Genomic DNA, 23987 nt, shown 5'->3' on the forward strand with positions numbered 1-23987 from the left:
GGGCAGGCGCGGGGGCGGGGCGGCGGGAAAGGCGCCGGGTCAGCGGGTGCCGGCCGCGGCGTAGCGGGCGACCTGGGCGACGTTGGCCCGGGTGACGAAGGCGGGGCCGGTCAGCACGGGGGCCGCGCCGCCGCCGCTGACGTTGCCGTTGGTCCGGTGCAGCCACAGTCCGTCGACGGCCAGGTACCCCTGAAGATAGGGCTGTTGGTCCACGGCGAACTGCACCCGGCCGTCCCGCACGGCCGCGACCAGGTCCTTGTTGAGGTCGAAGGTGGCTACCCTGGCCCTGCTGCCGGCCTCGTCGGCAGCCTGCACGGCCGCCAGCGCGAACTGGGCCCCGTTGGTGACGACCTCGTCGATGTCGGGGTTCTGCCGCAGACGCGTCGTCACGGCGGCGGTCATCGCGTCCATGTCCGTCCCGTCGACGTAGAGCATGTCGGTCTCGCCGGTGAACGTCTTCTTCACTCCCGCGCAGCGGGCCTCCAGGGCGACGTTGCCCTGCTCGTGGATGACGCACAGGGCGTGCCGGACGCCGAGGCCGTCGAGCTTGTCGCCGACGGCGCGGCCCGCGACGCTCTCGTCCTGGCCGAAGTACTCGAGGAGGCCCGCCGAACGCCAGGCGTCGATACCGGAGTTGAGGCCCACCACGGGGATGCCGGCCGTCCTGGCCGCCGCCACCGGAGCCCGCATGGCCTGCGGTTTGGCCAAGGTGACCGCGATGCCGTCGACCTTGTCGCGGATCGCGGCGCGCACCAGTTCCGCCTGTGCCGCGCCGTCGGAGTCACTGGCGTAGGCCAGGTCGACGCCGTCCTTGGCGGCCGCCTCCTCGGCGCCCTTGCGCACCAGCCCCCAGAAGGCGTCGTCCTGGGCGCCGTGGGTGATCAGGGTGAACCGGAAGCGGCCGCCCGGGCCGCCCGCTCCGTCCGCGGCCGAGGCGGCGGAGCCGGCGCCGGAGCACCCGGCGAGCAGGAGGCAGCACGCCGCGGCCAGGGCGGCGAGGCGCGGTGATGCGGGGACCGCGGAGGGCCGGGGAACGGGGAGGGGTCTGTTCATGGGGGGCTGCACCTCGCTGTGCGGCAGAGCAGAGGGACGGAGCGAGCGGCGCCGGTGCGAGGGGTCGGGCACCGGCGGGAGAGAAGCGTTGGCTCGGAGCCAACCGCGTGTGACCGCTGGTAGTCAAGTGAGCAACCACCGGGGGTGAGGCGCCGGTGCCGCATTGTGATCCGGAGCGCCCGCGGTACGGACCAGCACGGTGAAAGCGCAGGTGGATTGACTGATCGTCAACACAGGTCCGTCCGGTCCGAGGAAGCGCGGGACCGCGGGGGGCAGTGGGACGGGAGGGGCCGTGGGCGCCCCCGGACGCCAGACCGGCGGGGCCGGAGGCGGCCCGCTGTGCGCAGGTCGCCCGGCCCCGCCGGTGAGCTGACGTGCGGCCGTCCGTCACGGCCGCGAGCCGGATGCCTGTCGCACCCGCTCCTGTTCCGTACCGTTTCTCCTCGTCCGCTCGTCCGCTCGTCCGCTCGTCTCGCGGAGTCGCCGTCCCGCTAGGCGGGCTTGCCCGCCTCCGGAAGATGGCCGCCCTTGTGGACCGTCCGGGCCGTCCGCCCGGACTGCTTCTCCTCGCGCCGCTGACGACGGCTCGGCCGCGGCTCCTGGTCGGGAACCCAGCCGAAGGCCAGGCAACTGCCCACGGCGCCCATCAGCAGGCCGATGACGAAGCCGCCGATGTTGGACGTGAGCCAGGTGCCCAGGGAGAGCATGATCGCGATGATCGAGTAGAACAGCCGCTGAGTCGGGTTGAACAGGATCAGCAGACCGCAGAGCACCATCAGGGTGGGCAGGAGGTAACCCGCCAGCCCCTGCATGCCGACATGCAGGATGACCGGAAGAGGTGCCTTCATGGTCACCAGGATCTCGGCGCCGCCCAGGACGAGCAGCACGCCGCCCGCGAAGGGCCGCTGGCCTCTCCACCCGCGGAAGCGGTCCCGCCACTGGGTGAAGGTCATTACTTGCAGCCCTCGCTCGAGAAGCTCATCTTCAGTCCGGGCAGCTTGAAGACGGCGGCGGTGGCCGCGTAGTTGTGCTGGTACAGGTTCTTGATGACGACCGTGTCGGCCTGCTGGCCGTAGACGCCCGCGGGGCCCTGGATCGGGACCTTGTCGAAGGTGCTGGCGTCGCGGCCGATCTCGATGTTGTTGAACTCGGCGTCGCCGGTGATCTGGTCGGAGTCGATGGCCAGGTTCTTCACGCTCACCGGGGTGTTCCCGCCGCCGGCCTTGAGCACCAGCTGGATGCCGCCGAGGTCGACGCTCTGGCACATGTTGGTGATCTTGCCGTTTTTCACGACCGAGGTGACGACCAGGACCTGACCGCCGGTGTCGCCCTGGTTCGGGCTGTTCTCGATCATGTTGTCCAGGCCGCCGAACTGCGCGAAGCCCTCACCGTCGAGCCGGTCGGCGGTGACGACGAACGGCATGCCGGAGATCGCGAACTGCACGCCCAGCGCGCCCTGCGCGGTGAGGACCGCGAGGCCGGCGGCGACGAAGGTGGCGGGCACCGCCATCACGGCGGCCCGGCGCAGCCGGACCCGGCCGCGTCTGTCTGGGGAACCGCTTTCGGGGTTCTCGGGGGTGTTGTCGGCGGACGACGTGACGTCCGGGGACGAGGCCATGTCTGCTCCCATGCGCTAAGTCATGCGGGTTGGGCTTCAGTGGCACGTTGTCCTGGCGCGGACAGCGGCTGCCGCGCACGTCTCCTCGGACTCCCGGAAGCCGCAAGGGCTTTCACGTTACGCAGCAGTAGCCGTCGAGGAAGTTACCGATGGTTACACCATGCGGTCAAGGGAGATGTGGAAAAAGAGTGTTCATTATGTGCCACCTGCGGGCCAGGGTCCGACCGACCCCTTCGTATACACCTGTTGTTGCGTCAAGTTCCTTTGCAGCTATTGACGTTGACTGAACATCAGGTCTACAACTCTCCCTGGCCCAGCCCGGATCCGTGGCGCCGGATCCGCAGCGCGGCGACAAGTTCCGCGCTCCCGGACGTTTTCAGCCAGTGCGGGCCCCGGCCCGGGCTCGATCCCTTCACGGCGCCGGCCGGGCCGCTTCCCCCAGCGGCCCCGACCGGCCGCCCTTTCCGCCCGGCCCGGCCGGGGCACTCACCAGTGCCTCCGGCCGGTCACCGGTCGCCTGCCGTTGCCGGTCCGTCACGTACGGAGAAGGCGTCACGGACCGGCAGCGGTGGACGCCGAAGGCGTCCCCCCATGTTGCTCCCATGCAACGCGCCGGTTCCCCTCGTATGAACCAACTCCCCCGAACCACTTCCCCCTTGAGAAAGAGGCACCCCCATGCGCACCCGCTCCCGCTCCCTCCTCGCCCTTGCCGGCGCCGCTGCCGCGCTGTCCCTCGCCGCCGCCTCCCCGGCCTCCGCCGCGGGCGCCGTCCTGACGACCTCGAACGGCGACGTCGCCGTCGGTGACGTCCTCAACGCGTCCCTGGCCACCGGCACGACCGCCACCCTCTACTCCAGCGCGACGGGCACCAGCGGCGTCTCCTGCGCCTCGTCCGCCTTCAGCGCCACCGTCACCGACAACCCCGCCGCGCCGGGCACCGCCACGGAGTCGCTCACCGCGCACTCCTTCGGCAGCTGCACCGCCAACGTGCTCGGCGTGCTCGGCGTCACGAGCGTCACCGTCAACAACCTGCCCTACACCACCGCCGTGGGCTCCGACGGCTCCGTGACCGTGACCCCCGCGGCCGGCTCCACCGTCCAGACCACGGTCGTGCTGCGCACCCTGCTCGGCAGCATCAACTGCGTCTACCAGGCGCCGAGCCTGTCCGGTGTCGCGAGCAACGCCGACAACAGCATCACCTTCACCAGCCAGCACTTCACCAAGACGTCCGGCTCCTCGCTCTGCTTCGCCAACGGCTACTTCACCGCGAAGTACGCCCCGGTGACCGACGCGGGCGCGGCCGTCACCGTCAACTGATCACCGCCACGCGCGACTGATCCGCGCACGGCCGGCCCGGACGCGGCCGGCCGTGCGCGCACGCGTTCTTCTCGCGGGAGCCCGGAGCTCAGCGCCGGCGCAGCCGCACGGCCAGGGCGGTCCCGCCGGTGAGAGCCAGCACCGCCGCGGCGCCGCCCGCCAGCACCGGCGCCGACGGCCCGGAGTCCGACGCGGCGTCGGAGGCCACCGGGGTGCTCCTCGGGGCGGCCGCCGCGGCCCGCGCCGACGCGGGGGCCGGCGACGCCGACGCGGAAGGACGGCCCGAAGCCGGCGACGGCGTCGCACTGCCCGGCGTCCTCGGCGCGGCCGGAGCCGACGTCCCGCCCGCCGGCGTGCCCGCCGCCCCCCTGCCCGGCTCGCTGCGCGCGGCCGGAGCCGGGAACACCACGTCGGAGCACGAGTAGTAGGTGTCCGGCGTGCTGCTGTTCTGCCAGATCGTGTAGAGCATCTGACGGCCCGTCCGGTCCGCGGGCAGCTTCGCCGTGAAGCGGTAGGCGCCGTTCTTCAGCGTGGGGTCCTTGACCTCGGCGAACGGCCGCTCCGGCAGATCGGACCAGGTGAGCGGCTTCGACGGGTCGTACCCGGGCTTCGTGAGGTACATCCGGAACGTGCCGCTGTGCGCGATCGTCGAGGCGTACGTCATGCGCAGCGTCGCCCCCGGGGACAGGGTCGTCGACGGCCAGTCGGCGCGGGCGAGGTCGAGGCCCCTGTAGGCGTCCAGACCGCCGCTGCACAGCCGTCCGTCCGGGATCGTCTGCCGGTCGCGGCCGTTCACGCCCGCCACCCTCAGGTTGTCCCAGGCCGCGAAGGAGGAGCCGTTCGCCTCGACGGCGGCCCGGCAGGCCGCCGTCCGGGCGGCGGCCCCGCCCTCGGGGGAACACGCGTACACCCGGCTGACCGGATCCGTCGGGGCGCCGTGCGCCTGGGCCGGTCCGGCGCCCCACAGGGCCAGGAACAGCGGACTCACGGCGGCGGCCGCCAGGGCTGCGGTGCGGTGTGCGGTCGTGCGGGGCATCGGGGACGTCTCCTCGGCCGGCGCGGGAACGGTCTGCCGTGAGTACGGGAATGCGCCCCGGCGCGTTCACCACCCCGTCCGCGCCCGCCGACACCGCGCCGGTCCCGGCCGTGCGGCGACCGGGCCCTGCACCGGTCCCGGCCGTGCGGCGACCGGGCTCGCCGAGGGTGGGCCGTCGGCCGGATCGAGGGTTTCCCCCGTATCCGGATGACTGATCCTTTGCCTATCGTTCCTGCACAGCCGACCCACAGGTAACCCCGAGCGGTCGGCCCGTCCCCCGCGCCCGGCCGGCCCGTCGCGTTGCTCCGTCGAGCACCCCGCCGCTTCGTTGCACCCCCCGCCGCTTCGACGCCGAAGCGAATCGACCGCCGCTCCGCCCTGACCGGAGCCGGCCACGAAAGGCACGCCCTTGCGCACCTCACCCGCCCTGAGACGGAAGCTGATATCCGTCGCCGCGGTCTCCGCCGCCCTGCTCACCGCCGCCTCGACGGCCTCGGCCGCCGCCCGGGAGACCGCTGCCCAGGCGTCCGCCGTCCCCGGCTCCCAGACCGAGGCCGCCCCCGGCGCCCCGGCCGAGCGTCTCATCGTCGGCTACAAGTCGGGTGCCGCCGAAGCCACTTCGAACAAGGCCGCCGAGGCCGACGCCGTCGCCAAGGGCGAGGAGGCCGGCGAGGACGTCGACTTCCGGCGCCGTCTCGGCACCGGCGCCGCCCTGGTCGACCTGGGCGACGGCCTCTCGCGGGCGGACGTCGCCGACGTCGTCGACCGCTACCGGGCCGACCCGCAGGTGGCCTACGTGGTGCCCGACCGGCTGAACAAGCCGAAGGCCGACCCGAACGACACCGAGTACGCCAAGCAGTGGGACCTCTTCGAGTCCACCGCGGGGATGAACGTCCCGCCCGCCTGGGCGACTTCGACCGGCGCGGGCGTCACCGTCGCGGTGATCGACACCGGCTATGTGACGCACTCCGACCTCGCCGCGAACATCGTCGCCGGCTACGACTTCATCGGCGACACGACGCTCTCCGCCGACGGCGACGGCCGCGACGGCAACCCGGCCGACCCGGGCGACTACCACGCGGCCGACGCGTGCGGCTCCGGCATCCCGGCCGCCAACTCCTCCTGGCACGGCACCCATGTCGCCGGCACCATCGCCGCCGCGACGAACAACGGCAAGGGCGTCGCGGGCATCGCGTACGGCGCGAAGATCTCTCCGCTGCGCGTGCTCGGCACGTGCGGCGGCTACGACTCCGACATCATCGACGCCATCACCTGGGCGTCCGGCGGCACGGTGTCCGGTGTGCCCGCCAACGCCAACGTCGCCAAGGTCGTCAACATGAGCCTGGGCGGCGACGGGGCGTGCACCTCGGCGACGCAGAGCGCGATCACGGCCGCCGTCAACCGGGGCACCACGATCGTCGTGGCGGCCGGCAACGACAACGACAACGTCGCGAACCACTCGCCGGGCAACTGCGACAACGTCATCTCGGTCGGCGCCACCAACCGGGCCGGGGCGAAGGCCTCCTACTCCAACTACGGCTCCCTGGTGGACATCTCGGCGCCCGGCGGCCAGACCAGCACCGGCACCGCCAACGGCATCCTGTCCACGCTGAACTCGGGCGCCAGGACGCCGTCGAGCGAGTCGTACGCCTACTACCAGGGCACCAGCATGGCCACCCCGCACATCGCGGGCCTGGTCGCGCTGATGAAGTCCGCGAACCCCTCGCTGACCCCGGCGCAGATCGAGGCGGCGGTCAAGGCCAACGCCCGTCCCCTGCCCGGCGCCTGCTCCGGCGGCTGCGGGGCGGGCCTCGCCGACGCGGCCCGGACGGTGCGGGCGGTGAGCGGTTCCGGGGGGTCCACGGGCACGGTCTACTCCAGCACGAGCGCCGTCGCGATCCCGGACAACGGCTCCGCCGTCGAGTCCCCGATCACCGTGAGCGGGCGTACCGGCAACGCTCCGGCCGCCCTCCAGGTCGGCGTCGACATCACCCACACGTACCGCGGCGACCTGGTCGTCGACCTGGTCGCGCCCGACGGGACCTCCTACCGTCTGAAGGCGGCGAGCAGTTCGGACTCCGCGGACGACGTCAGGACCGCCTACTCGGTCGACGCGTCCGCCGAGACCGCCAACGGCGTCTGGAAGCTGCGTGTGCAGGACACGGCCGCGCAGGACACGGGAACGCTCAACGGCTGGAAGCTGACCTTCTGACCGATCTGTCGGTGGTCGCGGTGATCGCGCCACGGTGAACGGGCGGGCCGGCCGGTGTGGATGGACACCGACCGGCCCGCCTCACGTTCGCCCCCGCCGCGAACAGCCGCGAACAGCCCCGAAGAGACCGGGAACAGCCGCTCCGCCGTGCGGCCCGCGCGCTCGTCATGAGGCTGACACGTGTCAACACCGCGGTCCTGGCCCTTGCGCCGCGATTCCCCACCCCAGAAACCGCACATCCCGTCTCTTTCGATGGCCGTTCGGACTGTGCCACTGGTACGTTTCTTTTTGGAAGCGCACTCTCGGGACAGGCGTCTCTGCGGGCAAGTCCGGGCATCGTCACGGGAGTCGGCGATCCGCGCAACCCGGTCGCCCTTGTCGCTCCGTGAGTTATCGTGTGCGTGGGGTAAGAAAAAACGGCACGACCCGTTCTTTACCGGCCCGGGAGAGTATCAGCCGATGGCGAGGCAGTTACGCGCGGAACAGACCCGCACGACGATCATCACGGCCGCCGCCGACCTGTTCGACCGGCGCGGTTACGAGTCGACGAGCCTCAGTGACATCGTCGCGCACGCCCATGTCACCAAGGGGGCCCTCTACTTCCACTTCGCGGCGAAGGAGGACCTGGCCCACGCCATCATGGAATTGCAGTCCCAGGCCGCCCGCCGGGTCGCCGTCGAGATCGACGACCGGGGGTGCGCCTCCCTCGAAGCGCTGATGCGCCTGACGTTCGGTCTGACCAGGCTGTCGGTCGAGGGTCCGATCGCCCGCGCCGGTCTGCGGCTGGCCACCGGCGGAGTGGCCGTCCGGCCGCCCCTGCCGCACCCCTTCGCGGAGTTGCTGGACCTGATCTCCCGACGGCTCGGCGGCGCGGTCAAGGAGTCGGACATCCACCAGGACGTCGACATCGACGCCGTCGCCCACTCCCTGGTCTGCTTCTTCGTCGGCACCCGTGTCGTGGGCCGCTCCCGCGAACCCGCCGGCCGGCTGCCCCGCCGGATGTCCGAGATGTGGTACGTCCTGATCCGGGGGCTGGTGCCGGTGCCGCGCCGCCCGCGCTATCTGACCCTCGCCACACGGCTGGAGCGGGAGATCATGGCGACCGTCTGACAACCGGGGACCGACCAACCCGCGCCGCCGGGCCCGTCACGTCCCTCGCCGGGCCCCGCCGCCGGCCCGCCCCGCCGCCGACCGACCGGGCCCGGTGTCGGCCGGGTCGGCGATGCCGGCCGTCGGGGTCGCCGCGCTACGGTGATCCGCATGCCTGCCACCCCCGCCCCGCCCGTGATCCTCGGCAACGAGCCCGGTTCGTTCCCCCACAGCGTGCTCGCCGAACGGCATCCGGCGATCATCCGGCAGGTCCGGGACGCCTTCCCGTACGGGCCGCGGGCCCGTCGCGCGCTGGACGCGCTGGCGCAGTCCTGTGCGCAGGGCGTCGTCGAACCGCTGCCCGACGACGCGCACGACCGGGAGCGCTGGCGCGAGTGGGGGCTCGACGACCACGTCGGCCGTTCCTGGTTCGACCTGCCCTGGCTGTGGTCGGAGAGCTACTTCTACCGTCGGCTCCTCGACGCGGTCGGGTACTTCGGCCCCGGCCCGTGGGCGGGCATCGACCCGTTCCGTCCCTTCAAACTCGCCGAACTCGACGCGGCGGAGACCGACGCGGAGCTGACGGCGCTCGACGCCCTCTCGGACCGGCCGGCCGACGAGCGGGCCCGGGCCCTTCTCCACGGCTCCCTGTGGGGCAACCGTGCCGACCTCGGTTTCCGCCTGTCCGACGGCGAGGCCGAGGGGCGGGCGGCCGCGCCCGGGCTGGTGGCCGACGACAGCGAGGCGCTGTGGGCCCTGCCGGGACTCGCGCCCGCGGGCCCCGGCGGGACCGTGTGCCTGGTGGCCGACAACTCCGGCCGTGAACTGATCCCCGACCTCCTCCTGTCGGCCCATCTCCTCGCCGAGGGACGGTGCGACCGGGTCGTCCTGCACGTCAAGCCGTACCCGTACTACGTGTCCGACGCGACCACGGCCGACGTCGTCGACGCGCTGCGCAGGCTGACGGGCGCCGGGGCCGCGGCAGCCGAGCACGGCCGGCGTCTGTGGGCGGCCATGGCCGACGGCGCCCTGACGGTCCGTGCCCATCCGTTCTCGGCCGCACCCCTGCCGTTCGCGCGGATGCCGGACGATCTGCGGGCGGAGTTCGGGGCCGCGGCCCTGACGATCGTCAAGGGCGACCTCAACTACCGCCGCCTGGTGGGCGACAGCCGCTGGGAGCCGACCACCCCCTTCGCCGAGGTGACCGCCGGCTTCCCCGGCCCGGTCGTGGCGCTGCGCACGCTGAAGTCCGACGTGATCACCGGGGTCGACGCCGCGACGGAGGCCGAGTTGGTCGCCGCCGAAGGCCAACGCTGGCGGACCGGCGGCACGCATGCGCTGATCCAGTTGCGGACGTGAGCGCGCCGCCGCGCGCGCCGACGCGCACGCCGACCGTCCGACGGTTCACCGCTTCCCGGCCGGTTCACGCGATGGTGTGATCATGTGCCGCCCCACGGATGGCGGCGACGACCCCCGGGTAGGGCCCGGCCATGACGCAACCGTTCGAACTCCCGCAGTTCTACCTGCCGCATCCCGCGCGGCTGAACCCGCACGTCGAGCAGGCGCGGGCGCATTCCACCGCGTGGGCGCGCGACATGGGCATGCTGGAGGGGTCCGGGATCTGGGAGCAGTCCGACCTGGAGGCGCACGACTACGGTCTGCTCTGCGCGTACACCCACCCCGACTGCGACGGGCCCGCGCTGTCGCTGATCACCGACTGGTACGTGTGGGTGTTCTTCTTCGACGACCACTTCCTCGACATGTTCAAGCGCACCCCGGACCGGGCGGCCGGCAAGGCCCACCTGGACCGGCTGCCGCTGTTCATGCCGCTGGACCTCACGACGCCGGTGCCCGAGCCGCGCAACCCGGTGGAAGCCGGCCTGAAGGACCTGTGGACGCGCACCGTGCCGGCCATGTCGCAGGACTGGCGGCGCCGTTTCGCCGTGGCGACGGAGCACCTGCTCAACGAGTCGATGTGGGAGCTGTCCAACATCGACGAGGGGCGGATCGCCAACCCCGTCGAGTACATCGAGATGCGGCGCAAGGTGGGCGGCGCGCCCTGGTCGGCGGGGCTGGTGGAGTACGCGACCGCCGAGGTGCCGGCCGCGGTCGCCGGGACGAGGCCGCTCAGGGTGCTGATGGAGACCTTCTCCGACGCCGTGCACCTGCGCAACGACCTGTTCTCGTATCAGCGCGAGGTCGAGGACGAGGGCGAGAACAGCAACGGCGTGCTGGTCCTGGAGCGGTTCTTCGGCTGCACCACCCAGGAGGCCGCCGACACCGTCAACGACATCCTCACCTCCCGTCTCCACCAGTTCGAGCACACCGCGTTCACCGAAGTGCCCGCGGTGGCGCTGGAGAAGGGGCTCAGGCCCGACGAGACGGCCGCCGTGGCCGCCTACGCCAAGGGCCTTCAGGACTGGCAGTCCGGGGGCCACGAGTGGCACATGCGCTCCAGCCGCTACATGAACAAGGGCGCGGCCGCCGGGGCGCCCTGGCAGAAGCCGACCGGCCCGGGCACCTCGGCCGCCGACGTCGCCGCGCTGCTCGCGACGGCGGCGGCCCCGGGGGCGCGTCCCACGCCCTTCGGACGGGGCGGACGGCTGCGCGCGTACGCGCACGTGCCGTTCCAGAAGGTCGGCCCGTCACTCCTGCCCGACTTCCACATGCCCTTCCGGGTGGAGCTGAGCCCGCACCTCCAGGCGTGCCGCCCACGCCTCAGGGCCTGGGCGCACCGGACGGGCATCCTGTCCGAGGGCGTCTGGGACGAGGACAAACTCGACGCCTACGACCTCGCGCTGTGCTCGGCCGGTCTCGACCCGGACGCCACCCCCGAGGCACTCGACCTCAGCGCCCAGTGGCTCGCCTGGGGCACCTACGGCGACGACTACTACCCCCTCGTCTTCGGCGGCCGCCGCGACCTCGCCGCCGCCCGCCTGACCACCGCCCGCCTGTCGGCCTGCATGCCGGTGGACGGCGAGGCCGCGCCCCTCGTCCCCGCCGACGCCATGGAGCGCGGCCTGCTCGACCTGTGGGCGCGCACCACCGCCGGCATGACCCCCGACGAGCGCCGCACCCTGCGCGACGCGGTCGACGCGATGACCGAGAGCTGGCTGTGGGAGCTGTCCAACCACCTCCAGAACCGGGTCCCCGACCCGATCGACTACCTGGAGATGCGACGCGCCACCTTCGGCTCCGACCTCACCCTGAGCATGTGCCGGACGGGCCGGGGCCCCGTGATCCCGCCGGAGGTCTACCGCAGCGGTGTCGTCCGCTCGCTGGAGAACGCGGCCGTGGACTACGCGTGCCTCACCAACGACGTCTTCTCCTACCAGAAGGAGATCGAGTACGAGGGGGAGCTGCACAACGCCCTCCTCGTCGTGCAGAACTTCTTCGGCTGCGACTACCCGGCGGCGCTGCGCGTCGTCCACGACCTGATGACCCGGCGCATGCAGCAGTTCGAACACGTCGTCGCACATGAACTGCCCGTCCTGTACGACGACTTCGAGCTCTCCCCGCAGGCGCGCCGGGCGATGGGGGACTACGTGCGCGACCTGGAGAACTGGCTGGCGGGCATCCTGCACTGGCACCGCGAGGTCGACCGCTACAAGTCCGCCTTCCTGGCCCGCCGCACCCATGGTTTCGTGCCGGACGGCCCGCCACCGGCCCCGCCCCTGCGACGGGCCGCCCACGCCGGCTGACAGAGCCGAGGCGAAGGGGGCGGGCCGCACGCCCCCGGGCCCGGTCAGTCTCACTCGTTCGTGGCTCGTGGCGCGCCGGTGTGCCGGGTAGGGCAACAGCCGGAGGCGATCCATGGAACAGACAGCGTTGCGTCCCAAGCCGATGCCCGGTCAGGAGCGCCGTGGCCGCACCGGTCCCGGCGACCCGGTCCCGCGCCCGCCCGCCGCGCACCGCCGCGGCGGCAGACGGACCACCCTGCTGTTCGGCCTGTTCGCCGGCGCCGTCCTGGTGCTGTCCGGGGTCGGGCTGGGCGTCGTCGGGACGGCCGTGATCGGACGGGGCGGACCGGGCGAGCCGTTGCGGCAGGCGGGGGCGGGCATCGCGGCGGCGCCCGCGGGCCGGGGCGGCGACGCCGGTCGCGCCGTTCCCTCCGCGCCCTCGGCCCCGGCCCCGCCCTCCGGGCCGTCGCCGCGCCCCGCCCGCGCCACCCTGGGGCTGGAGGCCGTCGACGCCCGGACGGCGGGCGCCAGGATCGTCGCCGTCCATGTGCCCGGCCCCGGCTTCACGGCGGGCCTGGTCCGCGGCGACGTCCTGGTCCGGTTCGACGGCGCCGCGATCCACTCGGCGACGGACCTCGCCCGCAGGGTCGACGCGACCCGCCCCGGCAGAGCGGTCCGCTGCACCGTGTGCCGCCCAGGCGCGCCCTGCCGGCAGGCGACGGTGACGCCGGGAGTCGTCACCTGAGAGGCCCGACCTGCCGGGTGAGACGCGCGACCGTGCCGGGCGGCGGCGGACGGCGGCCCGACCGAGAGCGGCCGGGCCGTCGCCGCGGCCACCGGCGGCGATGTGCCGCAACCTCGTCAATCGGCTCGCGGGACCCTCGCCGGGCAGGCAGGATGCTGCCCGTGGCCGTCATGCCGGCGGCACTCCGACCGGACGACCGCCACGCCCCAGTCGCCACGTCCTTCCAGGGAGGCCCGGATGACCGGCACCGCCCCCGCGCCCTTCACCGCCGACGACTACCGGGCCCGCATGGCGCGCGCCGCGCGCGAGGCCGCCGAAGCCGGGCTCGCCGGCCTCCTCGTCGCGCCGGGCCCCGACCTCGTCTGGCTCACCGGGTACGCGCCCACCGCGGCCACCGAACGGCTCACGCTGCTCGTCCTCGCCGCCGACCGCGAGCCCGTCCTGGTCGTGCCCACCCTGGAGGCGCCCGACGCCGCGAAGGCGGCCGGCGCCCCGGCCCTCACCCTGCGCGACTGGACCGACGGCAAGGACCCCTACGCCGTCGCCGCCGCCCTGCTCGACGCCGGCGGCCGGTTCGGGATCAGCGACAACGCCTGGGCGATGCACCTGCTCGGTTTGCAGAAGGCTCTGCCCGCCGCCTCCTACGCCTCCCTCACGCAGGTCCTGCCGATGCTGCGCGCGGTGAAGGACGCGGCCGAGCTGGAGCTGATGGCGGCCGCCGGCGCGGCCGCGGACCGGGCGTTCGAGGAGATCCGGCGGGTCCCCTTCGCCGGCCGCCGGGAGACGGAGGTCGGCGCCGACCTCGCCGACCTGCTGCGCCGGTTCGGGCACTCCCAGGTCGACTTCACCATCGTCGCCTCGGGGCCCAACGGGGCCAACCCGCATCACGAGGTCGGCGACCGCGTCATCGAACACGGCGACATGGTCGTCCTCGACTTCGGCGGCCTCAAGGACGGCTACGGCTCCGACACCTCCCGCACCGTCCACGTCGGCGAGCCCACCGAGGAGGAGCGCCGGGTGCACGACCTCGTCCGCGCGGCGCAGGAGGCGGGCTTCCGGGCGGTGCGGCCCGGTGTCGCCTGCCAGGAGATCGACCGGGCGGCCCGTGCGGTCATCGCCGACGCGGGCTACGGCCCGCACTTCATCCACCGCACCGGTCACGGCATCGGCGTCACGACCCACGAGCCGCCGTACATGATCGAGGGCGAGCAGCAGCCCCTCGTGCCCGGGATGTGCTTCTCCGTCGAGCCCGGCGTCTACCTGCCCGGCCGTTTCGGGGTGCGCATCGAGGACATCGTCACCGTCACCGGGGACGGCGGCCGCCGTCTCAACGACACCACCCGTGAGCTGGTCATAGTGGACTGACCCGTCCCCAGGAGCATTCCGGCACCCCTCCGAACGGCAACGGCGCGATCATGACCCAGGCACCGACACCCACCGCGGACACCGTCCGCCGACTGGTCCGCGCGCTCCTCGAGGAGAGCGGCCCGGGCGGTCCGGGCGGGCCGGGCCCCGACGTCCGGCCCGTCGCGCAGGACGGCCCGCACACCACCTGGTGGGTCGGCTCCCGCCATGTGCTGCGTCTGGCCCCCGACCGCGAGACCGGCCTGCGCCGCCTGCGCGAACTGCGGCTGCGCGACCTCGTCCGCCCGCACGTCCCCGTGGCCCTGCCGATCGGCGTCGCGCACGGCGAATGGGCCCCCGGGCTGCTCTACACGCTCGACACCAGGCTGCCCGGCGGCACGGCCGAGGAGCACGACGTGTCGGCCGTCGGCGAGGCCGACCTCGCCGCACTGCTCGGCGGGCTGCGCGAGGTCCCGCCCCGTGCGGCCGAGGCGCTCGGAGTGCCGCGCACCGCTCCGCGCTCGCTGGAGGCGCTGCGCCGGATGGCGGCGGCCGCCGTCGAGGGGCTCGCGCGGGCCGACGAGTTCGATCCCGCCCGGCTGCACCAGCTCACCCCGGCCGGCGCGGCCCAGCTGGCCGCCCAGCCCGCCACGGCCGTCCTCGTCCACCACGCCCTGCGCGGCGAGCACCTCGTGGTGAGCCCGGACGGCCGGGTGCGCGGCGTCCTGGACTGGACCGACGCCGTCGTCGGGGACCCCGCCGAGGACATCGCGGGCCTCGCCCTGGCCGTCGGCTCCGGCGCCGCCGTACGGGCCGCCACCCTCGCCGGGTACGGCGCCCGCCCCTGTCTGCGCGGCCTGTGGCTCGCCCGCTGCGACGCCGTCGTCCGCCTCGCCGAACACGTCGCCGGTCGCGGGTCCGGCCGGCGCGACCCCGAGGCCGTCTCCCTCTGGCGCACCCGCCTGGGCCGGGCCTGGGAGGCGATCCTGCTGGAGCGGGTGACGGAGCTGCGCGAGGACGGGGAGAGCGGGGACGGCGGCGAGGACCCGCCGGACGAGGAACCATGACCGCCCCGCCCCGCACGCCCTCCCCGCCGCGCCCGTGACCGCCCCCGTGCGCGCCCGCCGGTCGGATCCTGCGTGACGCCGTCCGCCGCCCCCGCGCCCCGCGTCTCATCGTCCGTGGCGCGCGGCGGGTCGCGGACGGGGTCAGTCCTGTTCCAGGACCACGCACGACCGGCCGGGCAGGTGCAGCAGCCCGTCCGGGCCCGGCGCGTCCACCGGGTCCCACGCGGCCAGCACGCGGGCGGGGCGCGGTCCGAGCGGGATCGCGGCCGGCTCTTCGCCGAGGTTGACGGCCACCCGCACGTCGCCGCGACGGAAGGCCAGCCAGCGGGCCCGCGCGTCGTGGGCCACCTTGATGTCGGCCAGGTCGGGGTCGGTGAGGTCGGCCTGGGTGCGCCGCAGGGCGATCAGCTCGCGGTACCAGGCCAGCACGCGCGCGTGCGGTTCGCGCCCCGGCTCGGACCAGTCCAGGCAGGAGCGCTCACGGGTCGCCGGGTCCTGCGGGTCGGGCACGTCCTCCTCCGCCCAGCCGTGCGCCGCGAACTCCCTGCGCCGCCCCCGCCGCACGGCCTCGGCGAGCTCGGGGTCGGTGTGGTCGGTGAAGTACTGCCAGGGCGTCCCCGCGGCCCACTCCTCGCCCATGAACAGCATCGGCGTGAACGGGGCGGTCAGCGTCAGCGCCGCCGCGCAGGCCAGCAGGCCGGGGGAGAGGGACACCGAGAGACGGTCGCCGAGGGCGCGGTTGCCCACCTGGTCGTGGGTCTGGGAGTAGCCCAGGAGCCGGTGCGCCGGCATCCTGGCGCGGTCCAGCGGACGGCCGTGGCGGCGGCCCCTGAAGCCGGAGTAACCGCCGTCGTGGAAGAAGCCGCCGGTGAGGGTCTTGGCGAGCGCTGCGAAGGGGTCGCGCGCGAAGTCGGCGTAGTACCCCTGGGACTCGCCGGTGAGCGCGGTGTGCAGGGCGTGGTGGAAGTCGTCGTTCCACTGCGCGTGCAGGCCCAGGCCGTTCTCCCGGCGAGGAGTGATCATCCGCGGGTCGTTCAGATCGGACTCCGCGATCAGGAACAGCGGCCGGCCCGTCTCGGCGGCGAGCGCGTCCACGGCCGCCGACAGCTCCTCCAGGAAGTGGCACGCGCGCGTGTCGGCCAGCGCGTGCACGGCGTCCAGCCGCAGTCCGTCGAGCCGGTAGTCGCGCAGCCAGGCGAGCGCGCTGTCCAGCAGATAGGCGCGCACCTCGTCCGAGCCCGGCGCGTCCAGGTTGACGGCCGCCCCCCAGGGCGTGTGGTGCGTCTCCGTGAAGTACGGGCCGAACTCGGGCAGGAAGTTCCCGGACGGGCCCAGATGGTTGTGCACCACGTCCAGCACCACGCCCAGACCGAGCTCGTGGGCCCGGTCGACGAAACGCTTCAGCGCCTCGGGGCCGCCGTACGGCTCGTGCACCGCCCACGGCGACACCCCGTCGTACCCCCAGCCGTGCCGGCCCGGGAACGCCGACAGCGGCATCAACTCCACGTGGGAGATGCCGAGTTCGGCGAGATGGTCGAGCCGCCCGGCGGCCGCGTCGAGGGTGCCCTCGGGGGTGTACGTGCCCACGTGCAGCTCGTACAGGACCGCTCCCGGCAGCGGGCGTCCCGGCCACTGCGCGCGCCATGTGTGGCGACCCTGGTCGACGACCGCGCTGAGCCCCTCGGGGCCGTCCGGCTGACGCCGTGAGCGCGGGTCGGGCCTGAGCGGACCGCCGTCCAGCGCGAAGCCGTACCGCGCGCCGTCCCCGGCCTCCGCCTCGGCGGTCCACCATCCGGATCGCCCGGGATCGCGTTCCATCGCGTGCGTGACGCCCTCGCACTGGAGCGTCACACGTTCGGCCTGCGGTGCCCACACCTCGAACTGCACGGACGGTTCCCCTTCGTCTGTTCCGTGATGGAGCGCGTCGTCCCCATCGTCCTCCCCGGGAGATCGATCCGCTTCGGGAACACTCCCATTGTCCCCACGCGCGCGTGGCGCCGTTTTCCCGTCTTCTGGACACCCGGGGTTTCGCTGACCGACAATCACCAGCGTGACGTCGTCCTTCGAGTTCAACACGTACCCCGCGCGGCTGTCCGACGTGGAGCGCGACCGGGCGCTGAAGGTGCTGCGTGACGGCGTCGCCATGGGGCGGCTGTCGCACGACACGTTCATCCGGCGCATGGAGCTGGCCCTCGCGGCACGCCGCTCGGACGAGCTCGCGGTCCTCACCGCCGACCTGCCCAGGGAGAGCCGTCTCTCCCGGGTGGTCTTCGGCAGCGTCGAGGCGGTCTCGGGCTTCACCGTCCGGCTGCGCCGGGCCTGGCAGGCCGAGCGGCTGCCCAAGCTGCTGCTGCCGCACCCCGGCACCGAGCACACGCTGCGCATCGGCCGCGACCCGGCGAGCGGTCTGCGGCTGACCCACGAGAGCGTCTCGCGGGTGCACGCCGAGCTGCGGCGGCAGGGCGGGATGTGGGTGCTGCGCGACCTCGGCTCGACCAACGGGACGACCGTCAACGGGCGTCGTGTCATCGGGGCGGCCGTGGTCCGCGAGGGCGACCAGGTCGCCTTCGGCCGCACGGCGTTCCGCCTCTCGGCGAACTGACCCCGCGCGGGCCGCTCCCGCCGCCGGCCGCGCTCCCTCGTGTCCGTGCCCTGCTGTGTCCGTGCCCCTGCGCGCCCTCCTACGGCAGCCGTCCGCACGGAACGCGACGCGTGCGCGGATCGGGTTCCGTTTCCGGTGTCGTCCCCGGTTCCGCTCTCGGTTCTCCGCCCCGTCGGGGACGGATCAAGTCCCCTGTGCGGCGGCGGTGTTGACGCGTACCCGGCCGATGGCTCACTGTGCGGACACGGGACACGCTCGGTGAACCGACGGCGCCGCCTGTGGAGGTGTGCCCTGCCGCCCCTCCGCTACCCGACCGTGGACGAGCTCACGGCCCGCGCCGCCGCGCTCGCCGCCCGCGGCCGCGGGGACGTCCGGCTGGAACGCGTCGGAGTCTCCGGCGAGGGCGGCCCGCTGTGGCTGCTGCGCGTCGGGCGGGGCGACCGCCAGGCCCTGGTCGTCGCCGGACCGCACGCCAACGAGCCGGTCGGCGGCGCGACCGTCCTGCGACTGGCCGAACGCGTCCTGGCCGACCCCCGGGCGACCGCCGAGGCCGACGCCACCTGGAACCTGCTGCTGTGCCTCGACCCCGACGGCCTGCGCCGCAACGAGGGCTGGCTGTCCGGCCCCTACCGTCTGGAGCGCTACTTCCGGCACTTCTTCCGGCCGGGCTTCCTGGAACAGCCCGAGTGGCTGCCCGACGGTGCGGCCGCCGCGGCGCTGCCGGAGACCCGTGCGCTGCTGCGTCTGCACGACGAGCTGAAACCCTTCCTCCAGTGCTCCCTGCACGGCGTCGACGTCGGCGGCGCCTTCGTCGAACTCACCGACGACCTGCCCGGACTCTCCCGGCGGGTCGCCCACGCGGCCGCCCGCCTCGGCGTCCCGCGCGAGTTCGGGCCCTACGACACCCTGTACTGGCCCCGGCTGGGACCGGCCGTCTACCGGATCCCGCCGCCGCGCCGGGGCGCGGTGGCCGCCGCCGTCCCGGCGGCCGCCGTGGAGTCGACCTGGCACCACCCGCGGCGACACGGGACCCTCACCGCCGTCGTCGAGGCGCCGATGTGGGGCGTGGCGGCGGTGCAGGACCCCTCCCGGCCGGACGACCGGGACGCGGTGCTGCGCTCCGTGAGCCGCGCCCTGCGCCGCGACGCCGAGCAGCTGGCCCGCCTCCTCGCGCGCGTCCGGCCCCACCTCGGGGACGTCCCCGACGCGGCCCGGCTGCTGGCCCCGGTCGAGGACCAGCTCCTGGTGTGCCCGGGCCTCGCGGACGCCTGGGACCCCGGCGCCGCGTTCCGCGCTCCGCTCCCGCCGCTGGGCGCCGCCCACCTGACCGCCCTGCGCATCGCGGGCCGTCGCATCGCCCTGCGCACCGCCGGTCTGCTGCACCGGCTCGTCACCCGCGCCGGACACGACCCGTGCGGCGCGCTGCCGGAACTGGACGCGTTCATCGACGCGGGGTGCGCCGCCTACCGGGACGAGTGCGGGGCGCGCTGGATCCCCGTCGCGCGCCAGGCGGAGTACCAGGCGCGGGTCGTGCTCGCCGCGTTCGAACTGGCCGCCCGCGCATCCGCCGCACCCCCTCCGGCCCGTTCGGGTGAGTCGGACTGGGGTGCGCGGCCCGCCGTGCCGATGCACGGGGAATGACGCACTTCTCCGACTTCCCCGCCACGTCCCGGTCCCGGTCCCGCTCGGCGCGAGCCGTGCGGCGGGTCCTGCCGGCCGCCGCCGCGCTCCTGCTCGCCGTGGGCGCCGCGCCGGCCCTCGCCGCCTCGCAGGACGCCGTCCCCGGCAACTGGCTCCAGCTCACCGTCACCCGCGGCGACGCCCGCTCCAGCGACACCCGCGGCACCCTGCTGATGTGCGACCCGCCCCAGGGCCACTCCAGGGCCGCGGAGGCCTGCGACGTGCTGGCCCGGGCCGGCGGTGACGTCGCCGCCGTCCCCGGCGACGGCGACCGCGTGTGCCCGCTGGTGTACGCGCCGGTGACCGTTCGCGCGCAGGGACGCTGGAACGGCCGGGCGGTCGACTACCGGCACACGTTCAGCAACGACTGCGAGCGGGAGGCGCTGACCGGGGCGGTCTTCGCCCTGGACGACGAGCAGGTGCCCGAGGTCTGAGCCCGACCGGCGGCCGCGGCACGCCCACGCGCGTGCCGCGGCCGCACCGTTCCCTCGGCCTCCCGCGCGTTCCTCCGCGACCCGCCCCATCCGCTGCTTCCCCCACCCCGCTGCCGCTGCCGCCGGGGCGTCGCCGCGTCGGGCCCGTCGCACCCGGCGGGTCGCGCCGTGCGGGTCAGGCCGCGCTCTCGCGGGCGTGCAGGGCCGCCGCGACGACCGTGCGCGACTGGTGCTCCACCTGGTGCTCCAGGGGCACCCAGCGGGCCCGGAAGCGGTCGGCGAAGGCGTCGCTCCAGGTCTCCACGAGCTGCTCCAGACGCGGGGCCGCGTGGTCGTCGCTCTCCTGGAGCACCCGCCACAGCATCGCCGCCGCCCGCAGAGGCAGTCGTCGGGCGAAGGCGTCGACGCTGCCGACGTAGGCCATCGTGGTGTCGGCGGGGGGAGTGTGGGTCCAGTCCGCCGCGAGCCCCGGCGCCAGTTCCAGCGCCCACTTGGCCGCCCGCAGCAGCGGGCCGTCCACGCCCTCCAGACGGGGCAGCGCGTCGGCGAGGACGTGCTCCACCTCCGTGGCGTCGCGCAGCAGCCGCCGCGCCAGCCGCCGGATCGCCGCGGCCGGGGCCGGATGCGGGGCGGGGTCGTCCACCATGTCGCTGGCCCACATCGGCACCTCCACCACGGCCGTCAGGCCGCCGTACCGGTGCGCGTGGTACCAGGTGCTGTGCCGCGCGTCGTCCGGCATGCTCGGGTAGGCCGCCTCCGCCCCGGCGGCCGGCATCACGTGCACCCCGGGCCCGGACGCGGGCCAGCCGGCGGCGTCGGAGGCGCCCGTCTCCACCGGGATGTGCAACTGCGCCGCCGACTTGGCGAAGGGCTCGGCGAGACCCGGGATGTCCTTGGTCAGCTGCACCCAGCTGCCGCCCAGGTCGGTGCCGTGCAGGGTCACCTGGAGATAGGGCCGCAGCTCGTCGATGACCCGGGTCAGCGCGCGCGTCTCGGGCGGCAGGCGGTCCGGCGGCAGCACGGCCGGCGACCACTCCGGCTGCTCGGGTCCGGCGGGCCGGAAGAAGCCGAGGTGGTACTCCAGCAGGCTGCGCGGCGCCGGGGTCACGTGCAGGCTCGCCCCGTCCGGGTCCGCGCAGAGCAGGAAGTGCCAGGATGTGCCGTCCCGCAACTCCCGCTCGTACAGCACCCGTTCGGCCAGCGCGAGCAGGGTGCAGCCCCCGGTCGGCTCGTTCGCGTGGGCCCCGGCGACGACCAGCACGGCCCGCCGGGCGTGCCCCACGGACAGCAGGTGCAGGGGCCGGCCCGCCCGGGAGACCCCCACCTGCCGCAGCCCGCACACACCGCGTTGCTGCCTGGCCAACGCGCGGACAGAAGTGGTCAGTTCGGTCACCGTGGGGTAGCGCAGCTCCGGCAGGAGACTCACCCCCGTTTTCGTCCGCCCGGCCTTCGCCCCCGCAGTACCCCACGGCCGCTGGGAACTGTCAAGAACGCCCGCGGGAGGCTCCGGGGGGCGCTCGGGTGCGCGCGCCGACGTCGGCGGGGGATCCGACGCCCTCGGGACGCGGCCCGCGTCCGCGGGCCTCCCGCGCGCGGGAGGGCCTCCGCCCCCGGCCCCCGCCGCGCGCGGAGGCCCACCGCCGTGTTCCCGGGTCCTCCCGTGTGCTCACTCCGCGCGTTCCAGCAGCGCCACCGGCAGCCGCTCGAACAGGTCCGCCACGCGCGCGTGCCCGGTGAACTCCCGCGCCGGCCCCTCCGGCGCGGCCAGTACGTCGACCCACCTGCCGGGGGGCAGCGCCAGCCGCTCCTCGCGCCAGCCGCCCGACACGGCCAGCCGCAGCGACAGCCGCGTCACGGCCGTGACGACCCGGCCGGAGCGCGCGAACGCCACGCAGTGGTCCGCGGCGGCCCCCTCGGCGGACAGCGGCTCGTACGAGGCGGACTCCCCGAAGACCTCCGGCCGCCGCCGGCGCAGCCGCAGCGCGGCCGCGGTCAGCGCGCCCTTGACGCCCGGGTCCTCGGGCGGGAACCGCGCCGGACGCCGGTTGTCCGGGTCCACCAGCGCCCGGTACTCGGCCTCCGTGCCCTGGTAGACGTCCGGCACCCCCGGCATCGTCAGCTGCACCAGGGCCGTGCCCAGCACGTTCGCCCGGATGTGCGGCGCCAGCCTCTCGCGCAGCGCGGCCACCTGCTCGCCCGGCGCCCCGCACGGCCCCGCCTCCACGAACGCGGCCAGCGCCCGTTCGTACTCCGGTTCCTGCTCCGTCCAGGTGGTGTGGAGCCCCGCCTCGCGCGCGTGCTTGAGCAGCGCCTCCTGGACGCGCTCCGGGGCTGCCGGCCCCAGCCCGAAGGCCGTCTGCCAGGCCGCCCACGCCGTCGGGCGATCGACGTCGTCCTCCCGCGCGCCCGTGAGCCGGTCCACGAGGTCCGTCCACAGCCGCGGGCACTCGGTGAGCACGGCCAGGGCGGCCCGCACGTCGGCGCTGCGCTTGGTGTCGTGCGTCGACACGACCGTCCCCGTGAGCGGCCAGTCGCGCTGCACGCGCGCGCAGTACGCGTGGAAACCGGCCGGCGACACGCCCGGCGCGCCCGGGTCGCCGCCCACCTCGTTCGCCGCCAGCAGCGGCACGTAGCGGTAGAACGCGGTGTCCTCGACCGACTTGGCGCGCAGCGCGGACGACGTCTGCGCGAACCGCGTCCGCACCTCCTCGCCCCGCGGGCCCTCTCCGCCCAGCACCAGGGCCCGCACCGCGTCGACCGCGTCCGCCTCCTGCGGCACCGTGAACGCCTGCCGGGCCTCGGCCGCCGCCTCCTCGGTCACGACGGCCGCCGGGTCGCCCGAGGAGTAGGGCCGGTAGACCTCCATCCGCACGAGCAGCTCCGTCAGCGCCGTGCGCAACGCCCAGGGGGCCCGGTCGCGCAGCGCGGGATCCTCCGGGTCGGCGCAGGCCCGGGACGCCGTGCGGGTCAGCCGCTCCGTCTCGGCCGCCAGCTCGTGGCCGATCACCGCGTACGCCGCGCTGCGCACCGTGGCCGCCCAGTCGCCGCCGCGGTCGGCCGCGGGGGCCGCGAAGTTCCGGTAGCAGTCCAGGAGGTCCCGGGCCCCCTCGGGGTCCGTGAAGAGGCCGTCGACGCGGCGCAGGGCGTCGTAGCCGGTGGTGCCGGCCACGGGCCAGGAGTCCGGGAGCCGTTCCCCGTCGGCCAGGATCTTCTCGACGACCGTCCAGCGACCGCCGCTCGCGGCGTGCAGCCGCTCCAGGTAGGCGTCGGGGTCGGCGAGGCCGTCGGGGTGGTCGACGCGCAGCCCGTCGATCACCCCCTCGTGCACCAGGCGCAGGAGCGTGGCGTGGGTGGCCTCGAACACCTCCGGGTCCTCCACCCGCACCCCGATGAGCTCCGAGATGCTGAAGAAGCGCCGGTAGTTCAGCTCGGTGCGGGCCAGCCGCCACCAGGCCAGGCGGTACCACTGCGCGTCGAGCAGGCGCGGCAGCGGCAGCTTCCCGGTGCCCTCGCGCAGCGGGAACACGTGGTCGTGGTAGCGCAGGACGTCCCCGTCGACGCGCAGGTGCTCCAGTTCCGTGCCGAGCGGGCCGCCCAGCACCGGGACCAGCATCCGGCCGTCCTGCGCCTCCCGGTCGACGTCGAACCAGCGCGCGTACGGCGACTCCGGGCCCTCGCGCAGCACCTCCCACAGGGCGCGGTTGTGACGCGGGGCCATCGCCATGTGGTTCGGCACGATGTCCACGACCAGTCCGAGGCCGTGCTCGCGCGCGGTCCCGGCGAGCGCCCGCAGGCCGTCCTCCCCGCCCAGTTCCTCCCGCACGCGCGTGGGGTCCACGACGTCGTAGCCGTGCAGGGAGCCGGGCACCGCCTCCAGGACGGGGGACAGATGCAGGTGCGAGACCCCCAGCGAGGCCAGGTACGGGACGGCCTCGGCCGCCGCGGCGAACGGGAACGCGGGCTGAAGTTGCAGCCGGTAGGTGGCCGTGGGCGTCACGGGAGTGGGGGCGGCACGTCGCTCAGGGGTCATGACCACCTACGTACCCGCCTTGTGGCGTTTCGTGTCACACCCGGGCCGGGCGGGTGGGTCCGACCCTCCCGGCCCGGGTG

The 23987-nt window shown here is 74.5% G+C and carries 18 protein-coding genes; 11 read left to right on the plus strand and 7 right to left on the minus strand.

Annotated features, from left to right (window positions below; genetic code table 11):
• Window positions 1-39: 39 nt before the first annotated feature.
• From KMS84_RS29210 to KMS84_RS29220, 3 genes are all read right to left on the minus strand, one after another.
• Window positions 40-1053: a substrate-binding domain-containing protein gene (locus KMS84_RS29210; RefSeq protein WP_256919471.1), complete on the minus strand. Its 1014-nt coding sequence runs from the start codon at window positions 1051-1053 to the stop codon at window positions 40-42.
• Between the two features lie 491 nt (window positions 1054-1544).
• Window positions 1545-2006 carry a DUF6114 domain-containing protein gene (locus KMS84_RS29215; protein ID WP_256919472.1) on the minus strand — a complete coding sequence of 154 codons (462 nt, stop codon included), beginning with the start codon at window positions 2004-2006 and terminating at the stop codon, window positions 1545-1547.
• Window positions 2006-2671, minus strand: a complete 666-nt coding sequence (locus KMS84_RS29220; protein WP_256919487.1) for a DUF6230 family protein — start codon at window positions 2669-2671, stop codon at window positions 2006-2008. Before KMS84_RS29220 ends, KMS84_RS29215 begins: the two co-directional genes overlap by 1 nt.
• 675 nt (window positions 2672-3346) lie before the next feature.
• Here KMS84_RS29220 and KMS84_RS29225 point away from each other — a divergent pair.
• Window positions 3347-3988 (plus strand): Tat pathway signal sequence domain protein, encoded by a 642-nt coding sequence (locus KMS84_RS29225; RefSeq protein WP_256919473.1) that lies wholly within the window; start codon window positions 3347-3349, stop codon window positions 3986-3988.
• A gap of 88 nt (window positions 3989-4076) precedes the next feature.
• Here the strand turns inward: KMS84_RS29225 and KMS84_RS29230 are convergent, their stop codons facing one another.
• Window positions 4077-5024, minus strand: a complete 948-nt coding sequence (locus tag KMS84_RS29230; protein ID WP_256919474.1) for a lytic polysaccharide monooxygenase auxiliary activity family 9 protein — start codon at window positions 5022-5024, stop codon at window positions 4077-4079.
• Window positions 5025-5433: 409 nt separating this feature from the next.
• Between KMS84_RS29230 and KMS84_RS29235 the strand changes: the two genes are divergently transcribed.
• From KMS84_RS29235 to KMS84_RS29265, 7 genes are all read left to right on the plus strand, one after another.
• Window positions 5434-7236 (plus strand): S8 family peptidase, encoded by a 1803-nt coding sequence (locus KMS84_RS29235; RefSeq protein WP_256919475.1) that lies wholly within the window; start codon window positions 5434-5436, stop codon window positions 7234-7236.
• Between the two features lie 459 nt (window positions 7237-7695).
• Window positions 7696-8346, plus strand: coding sequence for a ScbR family autoregulator-binding transcription factor (locus KMS84_RS29240; protein ID WP_256919476.1), 651 nt, complete (start codon window positions 7696-7698; stop codon window positions 8344-8346).
• 150 nt (window positions 8347-8496) lie between these two features.
• Window positions 8497-9684, plus strand: coding sequence for a damage-control phosphatase ARMT1 family protein (locus KMS84_RS29245; protein ID WP_256919477.1), 1188 nt, complete (start codon window positions 8497-8499; stop codon window positions 9682-9684).
• A gap of 131 nt (window positions 9685-9815) precedes the next feature.
• The gene (gene cyc2, locus KMS84_RS29250) at window positions 9816-12026 is read left to right on the plus strand and encodes a germacradienol/geosmin synthase Cyc2 (RefSeq protein ID WP_256919478.1); all 2211 of its coding nucleotides are present in this window, start codon (window positions 9816-9818) and stop codon (window positions 12024-12026) included.
• Between the two features lie 112 nt (window positions 12027-12138).
• On the plus strand, window positions 12139-12750 hold the full coding sequence (locus tag KMS84_RS29255; protein ID WP_256919479.1) for a PDZ domain-containing protein: 612 nt from the start codon (window positions 12139-12141) through the stop codon (window positions 12748-12750).
• Window positions 12751-12987: 237 nt separating this feature from the next.
• Window positions 12988-14115, plus strand: coding sequence for an aminopeptidase P family protein (locus tag KMS84_RS29260; protein ID WP_256919480.1), 1128 nt, complete (start codon window positions 12988-12990; stop codon window positions 14113-14115).
• Window positions 14116-14165: 50 nt separating this feature from the next.
• On the plus strand, window positions 14166-15161 hold the full coding sequence (locus KMS84_RS29265) for an aminoglycoside phosphotransferase family protein (protein ID WP_256919481.1): 996 nt from the start codon (window positions 14166-14168) through the stop codon (window positions 15159-15161).
• Between the two features lie 141 nt (window positions 15162-15302).
• Here the strand turns inward: KMS84_RS29265 and treZ are convergent, their stop codons facing one another.
• Entirely contained in the window at window positions 15303-17048 is a 1746-nt protein-coding gene (gene treZ, locus KMS84_RS29270; RefSeq protein WP_256919482.1) for a malto-oligosyltrehalose trehalohydrolase, read from the minus strand.
• A 163-nt stretch (window positions 17049-17211) separates the two neighbouring features.
• Here treZ and KMS84_RS29275 point away from each other — a divergent pair, with 163 nt between their 5' ends.
• The 3 genes from KMS84_RS29275 (at window position 17212) to KMS84_RS29285 (ending at window position 19877) form a co-directional block, all read left to right on the plus strand.
• Window positions 17212-17763: an FHA domain-containing protein gene (locus KMS84_RS29275; protein ID WP_256919483.1), complete on the plus strand. Its 552-nt coding sequence runs from the start codon at window positions 17212-17214 to the stop codon at window positions 17761-17763.
• 315 nt (window positions 17764-18078) lie between these two features.
• A complete protein-coding gene (locus KMS84_RS29280; protein ID WP_438818993.1) occupies window positions 18079-19404 on the plus strand; it encodes a M14 family zinc carboxypeptidase in 1326 nt (441 codons plus the stop codon).
• Complete coding sequence (locus KMS84_RS29285; RefSeq protein ID WP_256919484.1) at window positions 19401-19877, plus strand: SSI family serine proteinase inhibitor; 477 nt, start codon at window positions 19401-19403, stop codon at window positions 19875-19877. The genes KMS84_RS29280 and KMS84_RS29285 overlap by 4 nt, the downstream gene beginning before the upstream one ends.
• Window positions 19878-20052: 175 nt before the next feature.
• Here KMS84_RS29285 and KMS84_RS29290 read toward each other — a convergent pair whose 3' ends face one another.
• On the minus strand, window positions 20053-21303 hold the full coding sequence (locus KMS84_RS29290; RefSeq protein ID WP_256919485.1) for a M14 family zinc carboxypeptidase: 1251 nt from the start codon (window positions 21301-21303) through the stop codon (window positions 20053-20055).
• A gap of 240 nt (window positions 21304-21543) precedes the next feature.
• Window positions 21544-23907, minus strand: a complete 2364-nt coding sequence (gene treY / locus KMS84_RS29295) for a malto-oligosyltrehalose synthase (protein WP_256919486.1) — start codon at window positions 23905-23907, stop codon at window positions 21544-21546.
• Between the last annotated feature and the right edge of the window lie 80 nt (window positions 23908-23987).

The organism is Streptomyces hilarionis (assembly GCF_024539675.1).
Lineage (GTDB): Bacteria > Actinomycetota > Actinomycetes > Streptomycetales > Streptomycetaceae > Streptomyces > Streptomyces hilarionis.